This is a genomic window from Micromonospora sp. NPDC052213, assembly GCF_040679695.1.
In the GTDB taxonomy this organism is placed as follows: domain Bacteria; phylum Actinomycetota; class Actinomycetes; order Mycobacteriales; family Micromonosporaceae; genus Micromonospora.
In genome coordinates, this window is the sequence record NZ_JBFAVI010000039.1 from 1 (window position 1) to 15,437 (window position 15,437).

Below are 15,437 nucleotides of genomic sequence, written 5' to 3' on the forward strand. Positions count from 1 at the left end.
CGTCGCCGTCCCCGGGGCCGGTCGGGGCCAGGGCCCGCCGGGCGCCGGCGCCCGGCCGTCCGATCGGCGGCGGACCGGTCCGGTCGGTGTGCCGGCGCAGGTCCGACGTGGCGGTGACCAGGATGGTCGCCTCGGTGGGGCCGTAGAGGTTGTGCACGGCGGCGCCGAAGTCGGCCGGTGGCCAGGTGCGCAGCCGGTCGCCGCCCGTGGCCAGGCTGCGCAGCCGGCCGGTGTCGGCACCGGCGCGCAGCAGGTGCTCGGCGAGCGGGGTGGTGAGGAAGCAGTGGTCGACCTCGCGCACCGTCGCCGCCACCCGCTCCGGGTCGCGGGCCACCGACTCGTCGGCGAGCAGCACCGTGGCGCCGCGCATCAGCGGCGCCCAGAGGTCGAGCAGGGCGGCGTCGAAGGCCAGCCCGGCGAAGGCGGCGGTCCGCACGCCGGGGCCGAGGCGGAAGGCTGTCGCGTACCAGTCGAGGACCGTCCACAGGCTGCGGTGGGCGACCTCGACCTGCTTGGGCCGGCCGGTGGAGCCGGAGGTGGAGATGACGTACGCCAGGTCGTCGGCGTCGGGCAGCCGCAGGTGTTCCGCCCGGCCCGCGCGGACCGGGGTGACCCCGGCGGGCAGCCGGTCGCCGTGCTCCTCGGCGGTGACGGCGACCCGGCAGCCGGCGTCGGTGAGGATCCGGGCGACCCGGGCCGCCGGCAGCGCCGGGTCCAGCGGGAGGAACGCGGCGCCGCAGAACCAGGCGGCGAGCTGCCCGACGACGGCGTCGGCGGTACGCGGCCGCAACACCGCGACGACCCGCCCCTCGGCGTCGCCCGCGTCCAGCGTCGGGGCCAGCGCCCCGGCCAGCGTCGTGGCGGCGGTGACCAGGTCGCGGTAGCGCAGCGTGCCGTGGCTGTCGACGACCGCCGGCCGGTCGGGGTACGTCCGGGCGGCGCGCAGCACCTGGGCGGGGACCGTGGCGGGGCGGTGCTGGCCGGCACGTGCGGCGGTCACGGCTTCCCGCAGGGTCGGGTCACGACAGCGCCTCCAGGTCGCGGCGGAAGGGGTGGGTAACAGCGCGTCAACGGTTGTTACGCGAGCCATCCTGGCACCACGGCACGTGTCACGACCATCATCGACGGTGACGGGCCGGAACGGCGTTCGCCTCCATTTTCATGCACGTAGGTCTATTGACGCGCGGATGCCGACTTCGCTAGATGGAGCCGGCGGGAAACCCACGGTGACCCGGCGGCCGCGGGGCCGGGGCGGGCCGGCTCACCCCACCTCGCTCAGCAGGCCGTCGACCAGGTCGCGCGGCAGCCCGTGGGTGTCGTGCAGGTCGCGGTAGTCCTCGTCGGTCAGCGGCCCCCGGGACCGGCGGCGCCGGACCACCGGGCGTCCGCGCCGCAGCAGTTCCCGGAACCGCCGCTCCTCGCCGGAGAGCACCTCGCGCACCTCGTCGACGGTGACGCCCTGCCGGAACCCGTCGAGGGTGTGCCGCACCGGCCCGGTGGGCAGGTCGGACAGGCTGCGGGAGGGCTCGTCCCGCCACAGGGTGGTGAGCACGCGGCGCAGCAGCCGGCGCAGCACGTAGCCGCGACCCGTGTTCGACGGCCGGACGCCGTCGCCGACCACCACCACGCTCGACCGCAGGTGGTCGCCGACCAGGCGCAGCGGCCCGTCCCGCAGGTCCCACACGTCGCGGACGCCGCGGACCCACGGCACCAGCCCCTCGGTCTCGAAGACCGAGCGGTGACCCCCCAGCACCATCTCCAGGCGTTCGAGGCCCATCCCGGTGTCCACGTTGGGCTGCCGCAGCGGCGTCAGGCTCCCGTCCGGGTGCCGGCGGTAGCGCATCCGCACGTGGTTCCAGACCTCCATCCACCGGCCGTCGGTGCCGGGGGTGCCCCGGGGCGGCCCGTCCCCCGTCCAGACGAAGATCTCCGTGTCGGGTCCGCACGGCCCGGTGGGGCCGTTGGACCACCAGTTCTCCTCCCCGGTCAACTCCACGAGCAGGCCCAGCTCACCCCAGGTGCGCACCGAGGACTCGTCCGGGCCGACCTGGTCGTCGCCGCCGAAGACCGTCACGTGCAGCCGGTCGTGGTCGACGCCGAAGCCGTCGCGCAGCAGCTCGTAGCCCCAGCGCAGGCTCTGCGGGAGGCCGTAGTCGCCGAGCGACCAGGAACCCAGCATCCGGAACACGGTCAGGTGGGTGGTGTCGCCGACCTCGTCCAGGTCGGTGGTGCGCAGGCAGCGCTGCACGTTGACCAGGCGCCGGCCCAGCGGGTGGGGTCGGCCCTCCAGGTAGGGGGTCAGGGGGTGCATGCCGGAGGTGGTGAACAGCACCGGGTCGCCCGGCGGCGGGATCAGCGAGCCGTCGGGCACGAGTTCGTGGCCGCGCTGGCGGAAGAAGTCGACGAAGGTGCGGCTGATCGGGTCGTACGTCATGGCGGACGGCCTTTCCGGGTGGGGCGGCCGGAAAGGGTCCACCGCCGGGAGCCGGCGGGCCGGGACGACGGAGAAGTACGCCGGCGGACCGTTTCCGGTCGCCGGCGGGAGGTGGTGAGGTCAGGCGGCGGCGACCGACGAGCGCGAAGCTCGCGCGGCCGCGGCGGCGAAGGAACACCTGATCTCCATGCCTCCGACTGTACGCGCACGCCGACGCCGACGCCCAGCGTGTTTCGTGCCGGGCGGCGGCGTCGGGGAGGGTCAGGAACCCACGGAGGCGAGGGCCGGGGCGGGACGGTCGTCGACCGGGTTCGGGGTCTTCCGGTTGGGCAGGGACAGCCGGAAGACCTTCTTCCACGCGGAGAAGACCTGCCGGGGCAGCGAGCCGGTGGTGTACTTCAGCCCGTACCGGTCGAACAGGGCCCGCACCTCGGGGGCGATCTCCTGGTAGCGGTTGCTCGGCAGGTCGGGGAAGAGGTGGTGCTCGATCTGGTACGACAGGTTGCCGGTCATGATGTGCATCAGCCGGCTGCCGCTGATGTTGGCCGAGCCGAGCATCTGCCGCAGGTACCACTCGCCGCGCGTCTCGCCCACGATCGAGCGCCGGGAGAAGGTCTCCACGCCCTCCGGGAAGTGCCCGCACATGATCACCGAGTGGCTCCACAGGTTGCGCAGGAGGTTGGCGGTGAACGTGGCGGCCAGCGTGTGCAGGAACGACGGCCCGGACAGCAGCGGGTGCAGGACGTAGTCCTTGAGGACCTGCCGGCGGATCTTCCGCCCCACCGCGCGGGCCCGGGCCCGGAACCCCGGGTCCTTGTGCCGGCCCTTGCGCAGGTTGCGCCCCAACTCCAGGTCGTACGCGGCGATGCCGTACTCGAAGAAGCAGGCGTTGATGAAGTTCCACAGCGGCTGGCCCAGGTACATCGGTTGCCACCGCTGGTCCTCGTCGACGCGCATGATGCCGTAGCCGAGGTCGTTGTCCTTGCCGATCACGTTCGTGTACCGGTGGTGCAGCTCGTTGTGCGAGTGCTTCCACTGGTCGGCCGGCGAGACGTGGTCCCACTCCCAGGTGGTGGAGTGGATCTTCGGGTCCCGCATCCAGTCCCACTGGCCGTGCAGGACGTTGTGGCCGATCTCCATGTTCTCGAGGATCTTGGCCACGGTCAGGCCGGCGGTGCCCACGATCCAGGCCGGCGGGAAGAGCGAGAACAGCAGCACCACCCGGCTGCCCAGCTCCAGCTTGCGCTGCGTCGAGATGACCCGGCGGATGTACGCGGCGTCCCGTTCGCCCCGGTCGGCGATCACCCGGTCGCGGATCGCGTCGAGTTCCTTGCCGATGGTCTCGATGTCCTCGGCGGTCAGGTGGGCGATCGGGTTGACGGGCTTGTTCTGGATCACGGTCACGTCGGGTACTCCGGTCAGTGGTCGATGTCGCAGGGGCCGGCCGCGGCCGACACGCAGGTCTGGATGAGGACGCCGTCGCCGGGCACCGCCGTGGTCAGGTCCCCGTTGCGCAGGTCGCGGACCGCGCCCTGACGCAGCGGCAGGACGCAGCCGAAGCAGATGCCCATCCGGCAGCCCGAGGGCATCAGCACCCCGGCGTTCTCGCCGGCGTCGAGCAGCGGGGTGGCGCCGTCGGCCGCCACGGTCACCCCCGAGCGGGCGAAGGTGACGGTGCCGCCCTCCCCGGGCGAGATGACGGTGGGCCGGAACCGCTCGGTGTGCAGCCGGTCGCCGCGACCCTGGGCCGCCCAGTGCTCCGCCAGCGCGTCGAGCAGGCCGACCGGGCCGCAGGCCCAGGTCTCCCGGTCGAGGTGGTCGGGCACGAGGCCGGCGAGGTCGGCCACGGTGAGCAGCCCGTCGGCGTCGGTGTGCCGCTCCACCAGCCGGATCGCGCCCCGCGCGGCGAGGTCCCGCAGGTCGGCGCCGAAGATCATGTCGGCCGGGGTCGGCGCGGAGTGCACCACGACGACGTCGGCGTCGGCCAGCACGCCCGAGCGCAGCATCCCCATCACCGGGGTGACCCCGCTGCCGGCGGTCACGAAGAGCACCCGGGCGGGCGGCCGGCCCGGCAGCACGAAGTCGCCCTGGGCCTGGTCGAGCTGGACCATCGTCCCGGGCTGCGCCCGCCGGACGAGGTGGTTGCTGACCACGCCGTCCGGGATCGCCTTGACGGTGATCGAGATGGGCCCGCGGGCGGTCGGGGCCGAGGTGACCGAGTACGCCCGCCACAGGCGCACGCCGTCGACGTCGACGCCGAGGCGGACGTACTGGCCGGGGGTGTGGCCCCGCCAGTCGCGGCCCGGCCGGATCAGCAGTGTCGCCGCGTCGGCGGTCTCGGGGCGGACGGCGACGATCCGGCCGCGCAGGTCCGCCCCGGAGCGCAGCGGGGCCACCAGGTCGAGGTAGTCGTCGGGCAGCAGCGGGGTGGTGACCGACGCGGCCAGCCGCAGGATGCGGCCCCGCAGGGACGCCTTCGCGGGTGGGCGCGGGACGGTGGTCGTCATGATTCGATGGTCGCGGCGGCCTGGCATAAAATCTTGGCCTGCGAAGGTGAACCGATCCAACCTTTTTGTGCGGAGGGAACAAACGTGTCGGAACGCTCCGAGGCCACCCGGCGCGCGGCCCGCCTCGAACTGGACGCGCGGGTCGCGGGCGCGCTGCGCGACCGGCTGCCGCTGCTCGCCGAGCGGACGGTCACCGCGATCACGGCCGAGGTCCCGAGCTACTCCGGCACCCTCACCGGCCAGATGCGCGAGAAGATCGAGACCGCGGTGCAGCTCGCGCTCGGCACGTTCCTCCAGCTCATCGAGCGGTCCCAGGGCGCCGACCCGAGCACGCCTCTGGTCGGCGCCCTGGAGGCCGCGTACGCCCTCGGCAGCGGCGAGGCGCGCTCCGGCCGGAGCGTGGACGCGCTGCTGGCCGCGTACCGGGTGGGCGCCCGCGTCTCGTGGCGGGAGATGTCGACCACCACGGTGCAGGGCGGGTCGTCCGCGGCCACCGTCGCCGAGTTCGCCGAGCTGATGTTCGCGTACATCGACGAGCTTTCCGCCGCCAGCGTGGCCGGGCACGCCGACGAGCTGGCCAGTGCCGGCCGGGCCCGGCGCCGCAACCTGGAACGGCTCACCCAGCGGCTGCTCGCCGGCGAGCCCGAGGAGGTGCTGCTGCGCAGCGCCGACCGGGCCGACTGGCCGCCGCCGCAGACCCTCACCGTCGTGCTGCTGCCGCGGGCCAACCTCCGGGCGGCGCTCGCGCTGCTGCACCCGCACACCCTGGAGAGCGGCGAGGAACCTCCGGCGGCCGCGGCGGGCGAGGACCTCGCGGTGCTGCTGGTGCCCGACACGCACGGCGACCGGCGGCGCCAGCTCGCCCGGGTGCTGCGCGGACGGCGCGCGGTGCTCGGCCCCGCCCGCCCGTGGACCCGGGTGGCCTCCTCCTACCAGCGCGCGACCCGGGCCCTGTCGCTCGGCCTCCACCCCGCCGACGACGGCGCGCCGCTGGACACCGAGGAGCACCTCGCCGAACTGGTACTGAGCACGGACCCGGAGGGGCTCGCCGACCTGCGCGCCCGGGTCCTGGCGCCGCTGGCGTCGCTGCCGTCCGCCACCGCCGACCGCCTCGCCGAGACGCTGCGCTCCTGGCTGCTGCACCACGGCCGGCGCGACGACGTCGCCGCCGACCTCTTCGTGCACCCGCAGACCGTGCGCTACCGGATGGGCAAGCTCCGCGAGCTGTACGGCGACCGGCTGACCGACCCGGAGACCGTCCTCGACCTCACCCTCGCCCTGGCCTTCCCGCCCCGCGACGGGGCCGGCGACCCACCGTCCTGATCGGCCCGTCGGCCCTCGTGGACGCGGCCCCGCCCCCGCCTCGAGGATCGACGGCGGGAGCCGCCGAGCACGGCGCGCCGCCTGGGAACTATCAGGTCAGATACCGGACATACCCGTATCGCTGGCCGACTTCGTCTGGCACCCTGGTCCCTCCTCGCCCGCGATCACCACGTCGGCCGCCGGCAAGGCCGGTGGTCGCCGCGCGGCGGGGCGGAACGGGTCCGCTTCCGGCACCGCGACGCCCGCACCACGAGGGCCGCCGGGCGGGGCCCGGCGAGCGAGAGGACGTGCATGGCGCCGCACACGGGGGACGGACACGCGGCCGACCGGTCGGCCCCGGCCACCCGACGGAGACGTCGCGCGGGCCGGCTCCGCGACGCCCTGCGGACGACCCCGGCGCTGATCGTGGTCGGCGGCGCCCTGCTGGTCGCCGCGCTCGCCGCGACCGCCGCCGTCGCCGTGCAGTCCCGGGCGTCCGCCACCACGCTGGGCGAGCGGTCCGCCGAGACCGCCGTGCGCACCAGCACGACCGCCCGGGAGATCTACCAGGGCCTCGCCGACGCCGACGTCGCCGCCAGCGCCGTCTTCCTGCTCCCGCCCACCGAGGACCGGCGCGCGTCGCTCGTCGGCGCGTACGACGCGGCGGTGCACGAGGTGGAGCGCACGCTGACCGACTCGATGGGCAACGCCGTCGACGATCCCGACCGGCTGACCAGGCTGGCGACGATCGCCGCGCGGCTGAAGGTCTACCGGGACGTGGTGTGCGCCGCGCTGCGGGTGGCCGGCCCCCTCCCCGCGCTTCCCGGCGCGGAGCAGCGCCGCCCCTGCACGCCGGCGGAGACGACGACGGCGAAGGCCGGGGCGGACGACGCGGCGGCCCGCGCCGTGCTCGCCTCGGCCTACGCCCGCGAGGCGTCGCACTACATGTCCACCGAACTGCTCACCGCGGCGCAGGGCCTGTGGAACTACGACACCCGGCGCCTGCTCGAGGCTCGCGCCGACGCGCGGCCGTGGCTCGCCGCGTCCGTGCTGGTGCCGCTGGGCACCCTCGCCGCCCTGGTAATGGTGCAGGTGTGGCTGCGTCGGCGGACCCGGCGCCGGCTGAACGCCGGCCTGTTGCTGGCCTCGTTGGGCACCGCGGCCGTGCTGGCCATGCTGGTCTCGTCGTGGTGGCACTGGCCGGACGCCGACCGGAGGTTCCCCGAGCTGGAACGGGCGATCGACGCGCAGAGCGCCACCCAGCAGCGACTCGGCACCCTGCTGGCCGGCCGCGCCGACGTCTACCTCGGGCTCGGGGCGAGCGTCGACCCGGCGGGGCACAAGGCCGACTTCGACCGGCGGGACCTCTGCGCCGATCCCGCCGGGCAGGAGCCCCCGAGGGACCGGATCGACTGCACCGCCCTGACGGAGGCGGTCTGGCCGGCCCGGCAGAGCCGCACACCCGACGCGTTCCGCAACGCGGTCGACACCGTGCTCAGCGACGGTTCGGCGGGCCGGGCGTTCGTCACCGCGGAAGGCCACCTCCTCGCCGACCTGACCGCCCGCAACCAGGAGGTCTCCCGGATGGTGACCGACCTGCCCGAGGCGCCACGCCATCTCGGCGGCACGGCCGCCTGGGTCACGCTGCTCGCCGCCGCCGGGGTGGTCGCCGGGCTGCGCCAGCGCTACCTGGAGTACCAGTGAACGCGACCCGGAGGGCTCCGACGACGCGACGCGGTGGCCGCGGGGCGATGGTCGCCGCGCTCCTGACCGCCCTCGCCGGGTGCACCGCGCCGACGGCGCCGCCCCCCGCGCCCCCGGCGCGGCCGCAGGGCGTGGCGACGGTGCCGACGACCGACGGGGCGGACGCGATCTGCCCGGTACGCCGCAGCCTTCCCGCGAGCCCGACCCCACCGTCGCGGATCCTCGACCGGGGCGAGCTGGTGGTGGGCGTCGACCCGTCCGACGCCACGATGAGCCACTGGGACGCCCGCACCCAGCGGTTCGAGGGCTTCAACATCGAGCTGATGCTGGCGGTCGCCCGGGCCCTCTGGCCGACGGAGGACCCGCGCGAGCGGCTCACCTTCAAGGTGGTGCCGCCCGGCCAGGGCGCCTTCACCATGGTGGAGAACGGCGAGATCGACGTCGTGGCCACCTCCCTGACGGCGACGTGCCAACGCGCCCGGCGGGTCGTCTTCTCCAACGACTACCTCGACTCCGGTCAGAGCGTGCTGGTCCGCGAACGCGCCGAGGGGGTGCCGGAGTACGCCGGCATGGAGCAGCTCGGCGGCAAGCGGGTCTGCGCCGGCGCGAACACGACCTCGCTCGCGATGATCTCCAGCTACCGCACCCTGGCGGGCGAGCGGCTCGTGCCGGTGCAGGCCATCCACTCGGTCGACTGCCTCGTCATGCTGCGCCAGGGCCAGGTCGAGGGCGTCAGCACCGACGAGAACATCCTGCTGGGCTTCGCCCAGATGGCCCCGGACACGATGCTGGTGACCGAGCCGCCGCGCCGCGACCGGCAGTTCTGCGCGTACCACCGGGACTCCGACTGCACCTGGTTCACCGACGAGCCGCACGCCTTCGCGTTCCACCTCGACCACGGCCGGGAGCTGGCCGCGTACGTGAACCACGTGCTGGCGTCGCCGCGCACCGCGACGGTGTGGCGGCAGGCCCACGACCGGTGGCTCGCCGGGCACCGGGACAGGGGCATGCCGTCGCCAGAGCCGCCGACCACGGTGTGGCCACCCCCCGACCCGCCGCCGGTCACGCCGCGGCCGACCGACTGACGGGCGGCGCCTGATGTCCCACCGGGAACGCCTCGACGCCACCCTGGCGGCACACGCCTGGGTGTGCGAGAGCCTGCTCGAGGTGCAGCAGCTCGTCACCGAGACCTTCCGGCAGCCGACCGGCCCCGCCGCGGCGTCCGCGCGTGAGGCCCGGGACCTGCTGCACCGGCTCGGCTGCCTGTCGCTGGCCCTGGACCGCCTGGTCGACGACCTCGACGGCGTCGACCGGTCCACGCCCGCCGGTGCGGACGCGCTGGCCCGGCTGCTGGCCGGCCCCTGCCGGGTGCGGTTCACCGCGGCGACCGGCGAGCCGGTCCGCCTGGAGGAGATGACCGTCGAGCAGGTCGTGGTGGCGGCCCGCGAGCACGTGGCCCGGATCCGCCGGATCGTGGACGCGCACGGCCGCGACCGGCTGACGGTCCGGGCGCAGCGGCTGCGCTCCTCCGTGGACCGGCTCCGCCGGCTCGCCGCGGACGCCGCCGCCGAGGGCCTGGGCGACGGGGTCGACCCGGTGGCCGGGCTCGCGGTCGACGGGCTGCTGGAGCAGGTCGCCGTCGCCGAGGCGGCGGGCCGGGGGCGGTGGCTGCGCGGCGACGCCGGGCCGGACGGGGACGACGGGACGCTGTCCGAGGCCGTCGACCGGGCGGTCGAGCTGACCGACGCCGCGCGGCGCCGGCTGCGCCGCCGGTGCCACCTGGAGCTCACGGGGCGGCTGGAGGCGTACCGGCAGAAGGCCGCCGACGTGGGCCGGGCCGAGCATCCCGACGTCGAGGAGAGCTACCGGGACGCCCGGGCCGCGCTGCGCCCCGACGTCTTCGACGTGACCGGCGCCAGCCGGGCGGTCCGGGCCTACCAGCAGGCCGTGAACGGAGGCACACGATGACGGCGGTCAGCCGCGGCTGCGCGGAGCGCAACTGCCCCGGCAGCGTGGACTCCGACGGGTTCTGCCGGCTGTGGGGGCACGAGTGCGCCGGGGCCGGCGCCGCCACCGGCCCGGGGCCGAGCCCCGGCCCCGACCTCGACCGGCGCCCGGCGCGGACGACGTCCCGGCCGTGGGAGCAGCCGGCCGTACTGCCCACCGCCCGGCCCCACGACCCGCTGTCGGCGGTGGTGTCGCAGCCGGTCGTCCCCGAGCACTCCCGCTACTGCGCGAAGACGACCTGCCGGCGCCGGCTGCCCCGGGTCGCCGGATACTGCCCGGACTGCGGCACCCGGTACTCCTTCACCCCGCCGCTGGCCAACGGCGACCTGCGGGCCGGGCGCTACCGGATCGAGGGCTGCCTGGGCAACGGCGGGGTCGGCTGGGTGTTCCTCGCCCGGGACGAGGACATGGACGGCGCGTGGCGGGTGCTGAAGGGGCAGCGCAACCCGGAGGACCGGGAGGCCGTCGCGGCGTTCGTCGCCGAACGGCAGGCGCTGATCGCCCTGAACCACCCGCACATCGTCACGATCACCCACGCGCTGCGGCCCGAGTCCGACCGGGACGCCGGCTACCTGGTGATGGAGTACGTCAACGGGGGCACCCTCGAGGAGGCGCGCAGCACGGCCGGGCCGGGCGGCGGTTCCTGCGCCGTCGACGTGGCGCAGGCGCTCGGGTACGGCGTGCAGATCCTCGACGCCTTCGAGTACCTGCACGACCAGGGCTGGATGTACTGCGACCTGAAGCCCGAGAACGTGATGCGGGTCGGCGGCCAGGGCGCCAACGACCCGATCAAGCTCGTCGACTTCGGCGCCGCCCGCCGGATCGACAACACGGTGAGCCCGGCCTGGGGCACCGCGGGCTTCACCGCCCCGGAGGTGGAACGGCTGGGACCGGCCGGCCCGAGCGTACGGTCGGACCTCTACACCGTCGGCCGGACCCTCGCGGCGCTGACCCTGGTGCCCCGGTCCGTCGACGTGACCCGGATCCCGCCCGGACAGGACCTGCTGCGGTTGCCCGTGCCGGCGCGGCTCGACCCGTTCCTGCGATTGCTGGCCCGCGCCACCGCCGCCGAGCCGGACGACCGGTTCGCCTCCGCCGCCGAGATGCGCGAGCAGGTCCGGGGGGTCCGGCGGCAGGTCGCCTCGGCGGGCGACGGCGTGCCCCGGCCGACCCGGTCCACCCTGTTCAGTCCCTCCGCGTGCGCGTTCGGCCTGCACACCGACGGGGACGCGCTCGACGTCGTGGAGATCATGCTCGGTCTGCCCGCGCCCCTGGTCGACGGCGCCGACCCGGCCGCCGGCTTCCTCGCCTCGCTCGGCCCGGCCGACCCGGCGGAGCTCATCGAGCTGCTGAGGACCGCCCCGGAGCGGACGGCGCAGGTCACCTACCGCGCCGTCCGGGCACACCTCGCCGCCGGCCGGGCGGACGAGGCGGGGCCGCTGCTCGCCGAGTTCCCCGAGGAGCTGCGGGACTGGTCGCTGTGGTGGCACCGCGGCCTGGTGGCCCTGGTGGGCCGGGACTTCGGCACCGCCCGCCGCCGCTTCGCGCAGGTCTACGGGTGGCTGCCGGGCGAGGTCTCCACCCGGCTCTCGTACGCGGTGGCCTGCGAACTCGACGGCGACCCGCGCACGGCCGCCGACCACTACCGGGGGGTGTGGGACACCGACCCGGGCGTGGTGGGCGCGGCCTTCGGGCTGGCCCGCTGCCTGCTGGCGACGGCCGACCCGCGCAGCGCCGCCGACGCCCTGCTGAAGGTGCCGGAGTCGTCCCGGGCCTCGACGGTGGCGGTGACCTGCGCGGTGCGGATCCTGCTCGACGCGCCGGACGACGAGCACCGGCTCGACGTCGCGCTCGACGCCGCGGCAATGGTCGACAAGTTGCCCCCGTTCGACGAACGCGAGCAGGTCGAGGCGCACATCCTGCGGATCGCGCTGGACTGCGACCTGGCCGCCGGGCGCCACGCCGGGCGGCGACTGTTCGGCCACCCGCTCGAGGAGGACGCCCTGCGCGGCGCGTTCGAGCGCCGGTGCCGGTCCCGCGCCCGGCGCACCGCCGACCGGCGCGAGCGGATCGCGCTCGTCGACCTTGCCAACGCGTACCGGCCGGTGACGTGGTGGTGAGCCCGGCCGCCGGCCCCGACGGAAAGAGGTCCCCGTGCCCCCCGCCAACGGTCTGCCGCTGCGCCTGAGCGTGCACCACACCGAGTACGTGCCCGCCGACGGGGCGGTCGTCGACGTCGTCGCCACCGTCCAGGGCGTGGAGCCGGAGAACGGAAACGTCCGCCACGACGGCCTGGCCGAGGTGATCCTGCTCGACTCCTCCGGCTCGATGGGGGCGCCGCAGGCGAAGATGCGGGCCGCCCGGCAGGCGACCGCCGCCGCCATCGACGCCCTGCCGGACGGGGTCGCGTTCGCGGTGGTGGCCGGCACCGCCAACGCCACGATGGTCTACCCGGGCGACCGGCGGCTGGCGGTCGCCGACGAGAGCACCCGCGCCGCCGCCCGCAACGCGCTGCGGCACGTGGCACCGCACGGCGGTACCGCCATCGGCACGTGGCTGCTGCTGGCCCGCCGGCTGCTCGCCACGCGGCCCGACGCGATCGGGCACGTCATCCTGCTCACCGACGGCCGCAACGAGTCCCAGCGCCCGGCCGACCTGCGGGCCGCGGTGGACGGCTGCGTGGGGCGCTTCACCGTCGACTGCCGCGCCATCGGCTCCGCCGACGGCGTGCACGACTGGGACGCGGCGGAACTGCTGGGCATCGCGGAGGCGTTGGGGGCCAACCCCGTCGTGCCGGTGGAGGACCTCGCCGGGCTCGCCGACGAGTTCCGGGCGGTGCTGACCCGCGCGATGTCCCGTCGGGTCGCCGGCGTGCGGCTCCGGGTGCGCACCACCGGGCTGACCCGGGTCCGCTTCGTCAAGCAGGTGCACCCGGCGATCGCCGACCTCACGGGGCGCGGCGAGCCGGCCGGCGAGCTGACCACCGACTACCCGGTCGGCGCGTGGAGCCCGCACGACCAGCGGGACTACCACGTCGCCCTGGAGGTCGACGCGATGGCACCGGGGGCGCGCCGGCGGGTCGGCTGGGTGAGCGTCCACGCCGACGCGGACGGCGAGCCGGTCGAGGCGCCGATCACCGTGGAGTGGACCGAGGACGCCCTGCGGTACTCGGAGATCAACGAGAGCGTCGCCCACTACACCCGGCAGCAGGACTACGCGGCGGCGGTCCAGCGCGGGCTGACGGCCGCCCGGGCGGGCCGGGCCGGCGAGGCGGAGGAGCACCTGGGACGGGCGGTGGCGCTCGCCCACGCCGCCGGCCGCGACGACGACGTGGTCCTGCTCGCCCGGGTGGTGGACGTCCTGGACGCCGCCGGCGGCCGGGTCCGCCTCAAGCCCGACGTGGACGCCCGGCTGACCCAGTCCTCCCTGGTCGTGTCCCACCACACCTCCCGCTGGGGGCCGCAGGAGCCGCCGGCGCAGCGGTCCGCGCCGGCCGGCCCGCCCGCGCCGTGGCGGCACTGCGACGAGACGCAGACCGGCGCCTACTGCGAGGGGTGCGGGGCCCACCACCTGGCGGCGGACCGGCCCGGCGCCGGCCGGCCCTGACGCCGATGGACCTGGAGATCCCCAACCAGGTCGCCGGAGTCGTCAGCGGCACGCTGGCGCTCGCCGGCGCGGTCCTCGCCGTCCGCCGGTACACCCGGGACCGGGACCGGCGCGGCTGGTGGTCCGCGCTGAGCCCGGTCTGGAGGCGGGAGGCGGACGCCGGCATCGTGCACCCGCACCGGTTCGGCGGGTACGTGAAGCCGCTGTCCGAGGTGTACGTGCCGCGCCGGGTGGTGCCCCGGCTCGCCCCGGCCGGCGACGGCGTCGACGTGGCGGACCTGCTCACCGGCGCCGGCAACGTGCTGCTGATCGGGGAGCCGGGCAGCGGCAAGACGGCGCTCGTCCGCTACGAGAGCGCCCGGTCGGCGCAGCGCTGGCTCGCCGGACGCGGCCGGCGGCGACGGTCCCCGCCCGGTCCGGTGCTGGTGAGCCTGCCGGCCGCCGCCCTGGTGCACCAGCCGCTGCCCGCCGCGCTCGCCGAGGCGTACCCGCGGGAGGGCGCCCCGCTCGACGTGGAGCAGCCGCCCGCTCCCGGGCGGCGGTGGCTGGTCTGCGTCGACGGGGTCGACGCCGTCGCCGACCCGGACGAGCGGGCCGTCGTGCTCAACCGCCTCGCCACCCTGGCCCGCTCCCCCGCCCCGGCCGCCGCGCCGAAGCCGTGGCGCCTCCTGGTGACCACGCGGCACCTGGCCGAGGACGAGCTGGCCGTGCTGAACGACGGCTACGCGGCGTACCACCTGGCGCACTTCACCGACGCCGACGTCGCGCTGCTGGCCGCCCGGTGGTTCCCGGACGACGCCACGGCGCGCCGGTTCCTGGACTGGGCCCACGCCCAGCGCATCACCGGCCCGGTGCACAACCCGCTGACCGCCACCATCGCCGTGCTGGTGTGGGAGGGCGGGCAGGCGGAAGCGGCCCCGCAGCCCGGCCCGGCGGCCCTGCTCGACGAGTTCGTCCGCGCCCTGCTGCGCGGCGGCCGGGACAGCCTGGACGCCGCTTGCGAGGCGCTGCTGCGCTGCCCGCCCGAGGGCGAGTCGATCGCCGCCTGGCTGGTGGCGCGGCACACCGAACTCGTCGAGGTGGCGGCGACCGCGGCGGTCACCGGGGGCGATCCGGTGGCGGCGGTCGTGGACTGGTCGGCGGCGCACGCGCCGGCTCCCCCGGCGCGGACGCTGCCCGACTGGCCCACCCACGTACGGCAGATCCTGCTCGCCACGAACCTCTTCCGGGCCGACCGGCACACCCTGGCCTCGGTCTGGCCCAGCCTGGTGGACTACCTGGCGGCGGGGCCGCTGGCCCGGGACTGGCGGCCCGACGAGTGGGTGACGCTGATGAACACCCGTTCGACGCGGTTCGTCGCCTTGCAGGCGATCAGCCGGGCCGCCGTCGCGCCGGCCTTCCTGCGGGACCGCCTGGCGGAGCCGGACGGCGCGATCGCCGCCGGTCACCTGCTCGCCGGCCGCGCCGGGACGGGCGAGGCGGGCGCAGTCCCGTTCCGGGCGGACGTGCTCGCGGCGCTGCTGACGCACTGGGCCGGCGGCGCGGACCGCCCCGGCGGCCGGGACGCCGCGCGGGAGTGCTTCTCGCTGCTCATGACGCTGGCCGCGGACCGGTCCGACCGGGACCTGCTGCACGACGTCGCCACGGACCCACGACGGCCGGGCGACGTCCGCCGGGCCGCGGCGCTCTTCTTCGCCGTACGCAAGCGCAACGCCCGCCCCCGATGAGCGCTGGCTCGCGACCCCGGCTGCCCGGACGCGCACGGCGGCAGCCGTACCACCGCAGAGGCGGGCGCGCGGGCGGGCCCGGGGCGGGGGGAGCGGGGAGAGAGGGAAAGCAACCCCTACGAAAAACGACACAAGACACAAGAATCAGGT

The 15,437-nt window shown here is 75.9% G+C and carries 11 protein-coding genes; 7 read left to right on the top strand and 4 right to left on the bottom strand.

Annotated features, from left to right (window positions below; genetic code table 11):
• From AB0L34_RS12815 to AB0L34_RS12830, 4 genes are all read right to left on the bottom strand, one after another.
• Positions 1–1,000 (bottom strand): AMP-binding protein (locus AB0L34_RS12815; protein ID WP_363704463.1); only part of this gene is annotated, 1,000 nt, incomplete at its 3' end.
• 261 nt (positions 1,001–1,261) lie between these two features.
• Positions 1,262–2,434 carry an alanine--tRNA ligase-related protein gene (locus AB0L34_RS12820; protein WP_363704465.1) on the bottom strand — a complete coding sequence of 391 codons (1,173 nt, stop codon included), beginning with the start codon at positions 2,432–2,434 and terminating at the stop codon, positions 1,262–1,264.
• 261 nt (positions 2,435–2,695) lie between these two features.
• Complete coding sequence (locus AB0L34_RS12825; protein WP_363704467.1) at positions 2,696–3,838, bottom strand: acyl-CoA desaturase; 1,143 nt, start codon at positions 3,836–3,838, stop codon at positions 2,696–2,698.
• Between the two features lie 14 nt (positions 3,839–3,852).
• The gene (locus AB0L34_RS12830) at positions 3,853–4,941 is read right to left on the bottom strand and encodes a ferredoxin reductase (protein ID WP_363704468.1); all 1,089 of its coding nucleotides are present in this window, start codon (positions 4,939–4,941) and stop codon (positions 3,853–3,855) included.
• Positions 4,942–5,025: 84 nt separating this feature from the next.
• Between AB0L34_RS12830 and AB0L34_RS12835 the strand changes: the two genes are divergently transcribed.
• From AB0L34_RS12835 to AB0L34_RS12865, 7 genes are all read left to right on the top strand, one after another.
• The gene (locus AB0L34_RS12835) at positions 5,026–6,264 is read left to right on the top strand and encodes a helix-turn-helix domain-containing protein (RefSeq protein WP_363704469.1); all 1,239 of its coding nucleotides are present in this window, start codon (positions 5,026–5,028) and stop codon (positions 6,262–6,264) included.
• A gap of 291 nt (positions 6,265–6,555) precedes the next feature.
• Positions 6,556–7,947, top strand: coding sequence for a hypothetical protein (locus AB0L34_RS12840; protein ID WP_363704471.1), 1,392 nt, complete (start codon positions 6,556–6,558; stop codon positions 7,945–7,947).
• 47 nt (positions 7,948–7,994) lie between these two features.
• Entirely contained in the window at positions 7,995–9,032 is a 1,038-nt protein-coding gene (locus AB0L34_RS12845; protein ID WP_363704473.1) for a transporter substrate-binding domain-containing protein, read from the top strand.
• A 13-nt stretch (positions 9,033–9,045) separates the two neighbouring features.
• Positions 9,046–9,915, top strand: coding sequence for a hypothetical protein (locus tag AB0L34_RS12850; protein ID WP_363704475.1), 870 nt, complete (start codon positions 9,046–9,048; stop codon positions 9,913–9,915).
• On the top strand, positions 9,912–12,074 hold the full coding sequence (locus AB0L34_RS12855) for a tetratricopeptide repeat protein (protein WP_363704477.1): 2,163 nt from the start codon (positions 9,912–9,914) through the stop codon (positions 12,072–12,074). The genes AB0L34_RS12850 and AB0L34_RS12855 overlap by 4 nt, the downstream gene beginning before the upstream one ends.
• Positions 12,075–12,108: 34 nt before the next feature.
• Positions 12,109–13,560 carry a VWA domain-containing protein gene (locus AB0L34_RS12860; protein WP_363704479.1) on the top strand — a complete coding sequence of 484 codons (1,452 nt, stop codon included), beginning with the start codon at positions 12,109–12,111 and terminating at the stop codon, positions 13,558–13,560.
• 5 nt (positions 13,561–13,565) lie between these two features.
• The gene (locus tag AB0L34_RS12865; protein ID WP_363704481.1) at positions 13,566–15,287 is read left to right on the top strand and encodes a hypothetical protein; all 1,722 of its coding nucleotides are present in this window, start codon (positions 13,566–13,568) and stop codon (positions 15,285–15,287) included.
• The last annotated feature ends 150 nt before the right edge of the window (positions 15,288–15,437 follow it).

Excerpts from the sequence above, each read along its gene's own strand:
- AB0L34_RS12820 (WP_363704465.1), bottom strand. The coding sequence starts at position 2,434 with ATGACGTACGACCCGATCAGCCGCACCTTCGTCGACTTCTTCCGCCAG.
- AB0L34_RS12830 (WP_363704468.1), bottom strand. The coding sequence starts at position 4,941 with ATGACGACCACCGTCCCGCGCCCACCCGCGAAGGCGTCCCTGCGGGGC.
- AB0L34_RS12840 (WP_363704471.1), top strand. The coding sequence starts at position 6,556 with ATGGCGCCGCACACGGGGGACGGACACGCGGCCGACCGGTCGGCCCCG.
- AB0L34_RS12845 (WP_363704473.1), top strand. The coding sequence starts at position 7,995 with ATGGTCGCCGCGCTCCTGACCGCCCTCGCCGGGTGCACCGCGCCGACG.
- AB0L34_RS12850 (WP_363704475.1), top strand. The coding sequence starts at position 9,046 with ATGTCCCACCGGGAACGCCTCGACGCCACCCTGGCGGCACACGCCTGG.
- AB0L34_RS12855 (WP_363704477.1), top strand. The coding sequence starts at position 9,912 with ATGACGGCGGTCAGCCGCGGCTGCGCGGAGCGCAACTGCCCCGGCAGC.
- AB0L34_RS12865 (WP_363704481.1), top strand. The coding sequence starts at position 13,566 with ATGGACCTGGAGATCCCCAACCAGGTCGCCGGAGTCGTCAGCGGCACG.